This window comes from Bacteroides sp. 214 (genome assembly GCF_010501015.1).
GTDB lineage: Bacteria > Bacteroidota > Bacteroidia > Bacteroidales > Bacteroidaceae > Bacteroides.
Genome location: NZ_QVML01000014.1, coordinates 1 through 8245, shown reverse-complemented (window position 1 = coordinate 8245; position 8245 = coordinate 1). Strand labels below are relative to the sequence as shown.

At 36.8% G+C, this 8245-nt stretch carries 6 protein-coding genes and 2 pseudogenes; 1 reads left to right on the top strand and 7 read right to left on the bottom strand.

What is annotated here, in order from left to right; translation table 11 throughout:
* Positions 1 to 224 precede the first annotated feature (224 nt).
* The 6 genes from D0T50_RS10110 to D0T50_RS10085 form a co-directional block, all read right to left on the bottom strand.
* The gene (locus D0T50_RS10110; RefSeq protein ID WP_255490086.1) at positions 225 to 983 is read right to left on the bottom strand and encodes a fibrobacter succinogenes major paralogous domain-containing protein; all 759 of its coding nucleotides are present in this window, start codon (positions 981 to 983) and stop codon (positions 225 to 227) included.
* Between the two features lie 220 nt (positions 984 to 1203).
* Positions 1204 to 1734, bottom strand: a complete 531-nt coding sequence (locus D0T50_RS10105) for a DUF4738 domain-containing protein (RefSeq protein WP_163223414.1) — start codon at positions 1732 to 1734, stop codon at positions 1204 to 1206.
* An 11-nt stretch (positions 1735 to 1745) separates the two neighbouring features.
* Positions 1746 to 2963 carry a peptidoglycan DD-metalloendopeptidase family protein gene (locus tag D0T50_RS10100; RefSeq protein ID WP_163223413.1) on the bottom strand — a complete coding sequence of 406 codons (1218 nt, stop codon included), beginning with the start codon at positions 2961 to 2963 and terminating at the stop codon, positions 1746 to 1748.
* Positions 2964 to 3315: 352 nt separating this feature from the next.
* On the bottom strand, positions 3316 to 4401 hold the full coding sequence (locus D0T50_RS10095; protein WP_163223412.1) for an RHS repeat domain-containing protein: 1086 nt from the start codon (positions 4399 to 4401) through the stop codon (positions 3316 to 3318).
* A gap of 175 nt (positions 4402 to 4576) precedes the next feature.
* Positions 4577 to 5062: a hypothetical protein gene (locus D0T50_RS10090; protein WP_163223411.1), complete on the bottom strand. Its 486-nt coding sequence runs from the start codon at positions 5060 to 5062 to the stop codon at positions 4577 to 4579.
* Entirely contained in the window at positions 5052 to 6209 is a 1158-nt protein-coding gene (locus tag D0T50_RS10085; RefSeq protein ID WP_163223410.1) for an RHS repeat domain-containing protein, read from the bottom strand. Before D0T50_RS10085 ends, D0T50_RS10090 begins: the two co-directional genes overlap by 11 nt.
* Before the next feature lie 44 nt (positions 6210 to 6253).
* Between D0T50_RS10085 and D0T50_RS13885 the strand changes: the two are divergent.
* A pseudogene (locus D0T50_RS13885) lies at positions 6254 to 6406 on the top strand (hypothetical protein); the annotation flags it as partial.
* Positions 6407 to 6468: 62 nt separating this feature from the next.
* On the opposite strand, the pseudogene D0T50_RS10075 reads toward D0T50_RS13885, so the two are convergent.
* Positions 6469 to 8245: pseudogene (locus D0T50_RS10075) on the bottom strand (RHS repeat-associated core domain-containing protein); the annotation flags it as partial.

Below are 8245 nucleotides of genomic sequence, written 5' to 3'. Positions count from 1 at the left end.
CAAAATGGTATCTCCATTTTGGAATGTTGTTACATCCAGATTCTTACTCATCCAAATCTGGTTATTTATGCGCACTGCATCTTTTATTATTATAGGCGATTGTGCACACACGCTCCCTGAAAACAAAAGTAACAGGATTGCGCAACTAATTATTCTTTTGTTGGGTAACATATGGATGTGGTTTTTTGTTTGGATAGTATTGTTTAAATACTCTATACCTTGGTTCAAGGATCTATAAACCTACTCTTGTATTCTTTATCATCGTGAGACTTAGTTCTTGATTCATTGAAATCTTCTAAAATGCATCTCACATACAAACCATCTTCTTTTTCAAGTCCAAAAACATAAGCATAAGGTTCCAAATTTAAGAGGAATCCACATCCTGTATTTAAATCCCACTTAAACAGGCTTGTTGTCCAATAACCTACGCCACTGCCAAACCCCAAGAAGTGAGTTCGGGGGTTATAAATCAAGGTGTCATTGGTTATTATTGTGCTACCATTAGCATATCGCATACCTGTTGGTTCTGCTTTAAACCCATATACATCCTTTCCACCCAATCTAGTCCAATCCTTGCTCGCCAGTTTAGCCATTCCACGCCAATCGGTTCCAATGGAATCTAGCAGTATAATAATATCCTTTGCTGTTGGAACTCTCCACCCATTAGGAGCAAGCCCACGCTTGTCTGTTACGGCATACCAGTTGTAAATAACACCGGCTTGCTTACCTATCTCTATGTTGTTATTGTAGTAACACCACGCCGGGATACCATTCTTCCCCGCTGTAACCCACGCTTCAAGAGATGGAGCGTGCAAAATGGTATCTCCATTTTGGAATGTTGTTACATCCAGATTCTTACTCATCCAAATCTGGTTATTTATGCGCACTGCATCTTTTATTATTATAGGCGACTGTGCACACACGCTTCCTGAAAACAAAAGTAACAGGATTGCGCAACTAATTATTCTTTTGTTGGGTAACATATGGATGTGGTTTTTAGAATTTTATTCGTCCCGTGTTGGATGTGTATATAAAAAAACGCGGAGGGATTCTTTTGGGATAGTATTGTGCATAATATCCGGTTATCGAATTCTTAAATCCCATATCCCCCCATTTGCCTGCTGGTGTTCCATCATAAATATGTTCTATCTTTTCTGACTTTATACCTTGTTTTTAGTACTAACTATAGAGCCTTTAGGCACATCAATCTTCCCATTCTACTATTTCCTCATGCATTTCTGTATCTCCGGTTCTATCAACAATATATAAAATCGAATAACAATCATCTGTATCAGGAATGCAGACATTAAAAGAAAAAATAATGTTTTCATCTGTGGCATTCTCTACATCAAAGTTCCATAACTGATACCTTTGAATTTCTTTTGGGGGGATAATTGATGAAAAATCCTCTTTCCGTATTGTTTTGGAAAAGATTAATTTTCCTTCAAATTCCAATCTAATCTTTATCATCCTATTACTGTATTCTAACAAAACTTCTTCGTCGTTATAGAGTGTTCCTTTTTTTTTGATAGCACTATCATCTAAATTTATAAATTTATAATACAGATGAAATTTTTCAACTAAAGTATCTTTCTCTATAATTATCTGCTCATCTTTAATTTCCTGTTTTTTAGCCATGACTTCTTTAAGGGGGTCATTATGTACAAACACATTTTTAGGTTTATTACACCCTACTAATAACAGATATACACATAATAAAAAACATTTAATCATAACACACTTTTTTAATCGGTTTTAGTTGAACTGAATATTTCTTTTATCTCTTTCCAAAGCCTTTTGATTTCTTTCCATTGTTCTTTTGTACTAAGGGAAGATGAGGAAGCGTTATTAACATTTTTTTGTGGGTCTTTCAGTGCACTCTTTGAAGTTGCTGGATCTATTTTTTGCCCATTTTCATGTATTTCATAATGTAAATGAGGGGTATATTCGTTCGACTTACCCTTTCCTGACCTACCAATTGTACCAATTTGATCTCCTTCTGAAACCTTATCGCCAACCTTTAATCCTTCACTAATAGCATCAAGATGCATATAATATGTAGCAACAACCTCTTTTTCTTCTTTCTTATATGCGATTTTAACCCTATTACCTCCACCGTCTTTATCATCTGCGTATTTTACAACGCGAACGACTTCACCATCATGAGTGGCCAGTACTGGAGCGCCTAAGTCATCACTCCCAGAACCAAAGTTTATATCAACACCACTATGCTTCCTGTTTCCTGATCTAGAGGCACCATAATTGTTTTCGTGTCTTCTTGTTTTTCCATTATATTTTTCATTAACAGGCCATTCTCTTTTCCCGTCTGGATCTATATATTTAATCGGGTTATTCAAACAATACACATACGGTGACCAATTGTAATGTCTTTCTGCCAACGGATCTGGTGTCGGAGTATGAGGCAAGTCCATTGACATCATCCTTGCACCATAATCATACCAATTCAGCCCATGCAACATATCCAGTTCCTTGCCATTGTATTTATAAGGCTGGGCTCCTTGTATTGTCGAATAAGATTCTGCAAATGGCAATCCAAAAGGATAATAATCATTAAACTGAACTCGTCTTTCTTCACTGTCAAGTACCAACTGTACATTTCCCAAATGATCGCTTAAATAGTATGTATATAGCCCTTGCTCATCAATGTAACCCCCATCAAACAAAACACGTTTACGAACAGGGTTAGCGTTATTTATTTTTTCATAGACAATAGGACCTACATACTCAGTCGTTTTCGTCTGGTCCAAAGGGTCTTCACCTATCATGGGGGTAACCCAACGATTAGAGTCCCAGCGGTGAACGACTTTCAATTTCCTGCCATCGGCAGCATATGTATAAGTATTATAGCCCATAACCATTGGATTGTCAATGTAAACTTTAGAGGGTAAATTTAAACAATTATATGTAATACCAGACAAGCCTTTGTTTAAATCTTTGGTCATTGCACGTATCCTTTATGACCTACTTTTTTGATTTAAAGAAAAACAAAGGAACCACAGTTGAGATAGTAATATTAATTACTGGTACTAAAAGTATTAAAAAATAGTATATATGATTCTTCTCTATTTTAGGGGTAAAAAGCAATAATAAACTTATCGCAAGCAGTGAAAAAAACGAATATAGACTTAACAAGATGTGAGTGGATAGAAGCAATTCTCTTCTTTTGAAAAAAAAAGAGAATAACACTATTATTACTAGTGAGACACCTAACATGTATAACTCAAAATAAAGCAAAGCTAAACCTTGGATTAGCCACCACCCCAAAAATAAAAAATAATATGTCTTTTTCATGCCTTATTCTTTTATGTATGTTCCATTTGGATTATTCTTAATGATTGCCTTAAAAGCATTACTAGGGATATAAGGGTTTGTTTTTTGGACCCTTCCAACGTTAGTTTGAATATCAAATACAAAATTCACCTCACGAGTCTCTATACCAGCAGCATTCAGTGATTTTTGAACAGCCTGAGAACATTGATTGTTAAATAAATTGTAACCATCATCAACAGCTGACATAAAAGTTTCCCTTACTGTTTCATCTTGTTCTGTTGTTGTTGGGAGTACGTATGCTTCACTAAAGCCATAACCATTCGAATTGTCTTTATCCTCCGTATCTGTATTAAACAAACTACTCATAAACTCCTTAGGACTACTGAACTCTCTATCGCCAACATCATTTGTTGGGCCTCCTCCTAAAAGACCACCTGTCTTGTTGTAAATTTTATCGCCATTTAATGAATAGTATTGCCAATTACCATTTTTGTTTTGAATTAAAAGAGCTAGATGCTGATCTGTACCAGTTCCATAATTGAGTATTGCAATACTATCTCCATTAACATCCACATACTTTACCGGATTATTTGCCACATACACATACGGACTCTTTGAGTAATACTTTTCCGCAAATCTATCCGGTGTAGTAAGTATTGGCAAGTCTGGTGCCATCATTCTATTCCCATAATCATACCAATTCAGTCCATGCAACATATCCAGTTCCTTACCATTGTATTTATAAGGCTGTTCGCCTTGTATTGTCGAATGAGATTCTGCAAATGGCAATCCAAAAGGATAATAATCATTAAACTGAACTCGTCTTTCTTCACAGTCAAGTACCAACTGTACATTTCCCAAATGATCGCTTAAATAGTATGTATATAGCCCTTGTTCATCAATATAACCCCCATCAAACAAAACACGTTTACGGACAGGGTTAGCGTTATTTATTTTTTCATAGACAATAGGACCTACATATTCAGTCGTTTTCGTCTGGTCCAAAGGGTCTTCACCTATCATGGGGGTAACCCAACGATTAGAGTCCCAGCGGTGGACGACTTTCAATTTCCTGCCATCAGCAGCATATGTATAAGTATTATAGCCCATAACCATTGGATTGTCAATGTAAACTTTAGAGGGTCCAAACCTGGTTATTTATGCGCACTGCATCTTTTATTATTATAGGCGATTGTGTACACACGCTTCCTGAAAACAAAAGTAACAGGATTGCGCAACTAATTATTCTTTTGTTGGGTAACATATGGATGTGGTTTTTAGAATTCTAATATACTCTTTGCCGATAAAAAAAACAATACCACTTCTTTCTAACACCCTCTTTATGCCATCTGTTTTGCGTATTATTAAGAGCATCTATAAAAATAGTATCGTAATATCTTTTACTATTTCCCTCAACCCTACTCATAATTCGAACTTCTTTTATATTTAGGTTCGCATCCAATAAAACAAAAAAGCTCTCTAACGAATTAAACTCCGAATAATTAGAATAATTAGGATTATTGTAAAAAGTGCTATCAAGGTAGGCTTTCAAGGCTTCTTTTCCTCCAACAAAATCAATGCCTTTTGTGTATGCCTCTATTCTTTTACCGTCTTTCCTAACATAAACAACCTTATCAGTTTCTATTTTAGCAATAATAATATCCCCATCTATATCTATAATTGGCTTATTGCCCGATTTAGATATAGAACAACTGATACAGCACAGAACTATAAAAAACAATAAACTCACAATATGGTCTCTAGAAATCATAACCTAATCTTTTTGACATTAGTGTAGCACGCCCATAAACAAATTTATCAACCCCTGGTTGTGTATGCCCATAAGGAAGACCCCTTAGATATAAAACGACATGTGCAAATTCATGGGACAGCCCCACTGTTTTATGGTTTAATGACCCATTCCCATTAATAATTATCTGCACATTATTGCTTGTAGATTTTTTACCTGACATTGAAATATTTCCAGGGATCAAAGTTTGCCCTAAGTTTCCATTGATATATTTACCTAGAGGTTCTCCAACCGATCTAAGCAATTCTTCGTATTGAGCTCCAAATTCGCTTGTATTAACATCAGTTGGAACTCCAAAAGGTTCGTTTATTATTTTACCATCCTTATTATATGTATTGGTGTTGGAAGTTGACAATTCTACCATAGTAGGATTTACTGCTATTTCATAAAGATCTTTTAAGAAAAAATCAGTGGTATTTTGAGCTTGGTCTGATATTGATGTCGGGTCTAACACCCCATTGTTAAATCTCATTGTAATATTTGTACCTTTTTCCAATCCATTATATATTGCCATTATGGTTTCTTGTACATTAGTACCAACTAGAGTTATACTATCCCCTCTTAAATCCACATACTTTACCGGATTATTTGCTACATACGCATACGGGCTCTTTGAATAATACTTCTCAGCAAATCTATCCGGTGTAGTAAGTATTGGCAAGTCTGGTGCCATCATTCTATTCCCATAATCATACCAATTAAGCCCATGCAACATATCCAGTTCCTTGCCATTGTATTTATAAGGTTGTGCTCCTTGTATTGTCGAATAAGATTCTGCAAATGGCAATCCAAAAGGATAATAATCGTTAAATTGAACTCGTCTTTCTTCACTGTCAAGTACCAACTGTACATTTCCCAAATGATCGCTTAAAAAATATGTATATAGCCCTTGCTCATCAATATACCCCCCATCAAACAAAACACGTTTACGGACAGGGTTAGCGTTATTTATTTTTTCATAGACAATAGGACCTACATACTCAGTCGTTTTCGTCTGGTCCAAAGGGTCTTCACCTATCATGGGGGTAACCCAACGATTGGAGTCCCAGCGATGAACTACTTTCAATTTCCTGCCATCGGCAGCATATGTATAAGTATTATAGCCCATAACCATTGGATTGTCNGGCGTACGATTTGGGAGCTAACCAGAATATGAATCCTACGTATGATACTACAACTAAGGAATTCTTGCATCCTTTGCGCGAGAATGCAGATTTGAAAGCTTTTGCAGAACAATTAGTTAACTTGACAGTAAAAGAAGTTAATGAACTTGCAACTATCCTTAAAGAAGAATATGGTATTGAACGTACCTTTCAAAAGATAGATCAAGCTGAAATTATACTTTGGGTTATCGATGCTGTTGATGCTCAAAAACAATTATATGTAATACCAGACAAGCCTTTGTTTAAATCTTTGGTCATTGCTCCATTTTTGTTGTAGGTATAATTAGGCGTTACTGTAGAATATTTCTTAAAATCATTGGATTGGGCAAGCGGAACATCAGCAGCCCTCTCTACTACCGAGTGTAACTGATTACCAGTATGCGTGATACTTAAATCATCGACAAGACCAAAACTACTTGCACCCGAACCGGCAGCTATTCTGCCATAACGAGTTAAGGTTTTCATGTTGCCATGCTTATCGTAGCTATATGACGTGCTATAATTATCATAACCATCACTGATATACTTTGCCTGTTTTAATTGAGAAAGATTATCATAGGTATAGAAGTATTTTCTATCATAAAACCAATTATTCCATAATATAGAAGAAATATCACCATTGTAACTATAATTCAATTCTTCTTCAAAAATTGGATTTATAATATTTGTAAGCCACGATCGAACATTATAAATGTAGTTATCAGATAGCCACGAGTTATCCATATTATGTCGTACCAACTTTTTCAATCTCCCCAATTCATCGTATGTATTTTTAGCAATAGAGAGTTCAACTCTGGAATCCATTTTGTGCTTTGTTTCCGTCATCCGTCCGGCATGGTCATATGTATAGGCATAACATAAGGTAATTGCGTTCCGCCCCGAAGCTGTATGTTCATGTTTACGCTTCAGTGGCTGTCCACTAAAATTATAACCGATGTATTCATGCTCCGTTCCGCCCACATGGTTAGTACCTTTAGATTGTATCAAGCGCCCTCTATAATCATAATATAGCGCGGTGTAGAGGTTTGTTGCATCTCCACTTACTTCGGCTACATACGTACCCGTGAGTAATCCTTTACTGCTATCAGGATATTGGCTGCCATAATCAGATTCGGGAGTTGTGTATCCCAACGAAGAGTATCCCGTAAGAGAAAGGAAATCGTAGTTATCATAGTAATTGGCGGTAAGCATTTTAATCGTTCCCGTAAGGGTAATACCGGTTATTGTATAGCCTTTGTAGCTGTTATTCGTTCCGCTGTAACTTGCTTTTACAACCGTACTGCCCAATGGGTTGTTTAGGTAGTTCAAACTATTACCGCAAGTACCAGTCAATACTGTTCTACCATGCACATCTGGTATACTAAACATCCACTCTCCTTTCAGGCGCATTTCTCCGTCTTGCGTAAAGATGAGTTGGTCAGCCTTGTCGTAGATGTAATGTATCCAGTCGCAACCGGGCAGTTTCTTGGAAATACAGCGATTGCGGTCGTCGTACTTGTACAGGTAGGCATATTGTTGCAGATAACTGTTTGATGGTGTCCAATCAGTGTCAGCCGTCAGGTTATCTGCCGCCAAAGGTGGAAGAACTGCACGAAGATTGCCGTAACTGTCATACACGTAGTAGGTATCGTGATTCCCACTACTTCCTATCTGTCGGGTCAGCACCACCTGTCCCAGTTTATCCTTAAATTCGTAAGTGATATTCTTTCTATCTTCGTCCGATATCTTGGTTACATAAAGCTGACCTGCTGCGTAGTTGTTGCGTTTCATAATACGAATAGAATCCCGGATATTAATGGAATAGTAATAAGCGCAAACATGAGCACTACTCCCGTTTGTCAAGTATTCTGTAGTTATTGCCTTTTTGTAATTGTGCCATCTCTCTCCCGGTCCGTATTGCTGTGTAACCCGATTAAGTGGCGAAGGCTCATAAACGGGGAATGAGTATGGTTTACTCTCTCCCGGGTAAGTAAATGGAACC

What these genes read in the sequence shown, in the direction of transcription:
- D0T50_RS10090 (WP_163223411.1), bottom strand. Translation starts at nt 5,062, where the DNA reads ATGATTTCTAGAGACCATATTGTGAGTTTATTGTTTTTTATAGTTCTG.
- D0T50_RS10100 (WP_163223413.1), bottom strand. Translation starts at nt 2,963, where the DNA reads ATGACCAAAGATTTAAACAAAGGCTTGTCTGGTATTACATATAATTGT.
- D0T50_RS10110 (WP_255490086.1), bottom strand. Translation starts at nt 983, where the DNA reads ATGTTACCCAACAAAAGAATAATTAGTTGCGCAATCCTGTTACTTTTG.
- D0T50_RS10095 (WP_163223412.1), bottom strand. Translation starts at nt 4,401, where the DNA reads ATGGGCTATAATACTTATACATATGCTGCTGATGGCAGGAAATTGAAA.
- D0T50_RS10085 (WP_163223410.1), bottom strand. Translation starts at nt 6,209, where the DNA reads ATGGGCTATAATACTTATACATATGCTGCCGATGGCAGGAAATTGAAA.
- D0T50_RS10105 (WP_163223414.1), bottom strand. Translation starts at nt 1,734, where the DNA reads ATGATTAAATGTTTTTTATTATGTGTATATCTGTTATTAGTAGGGTGT.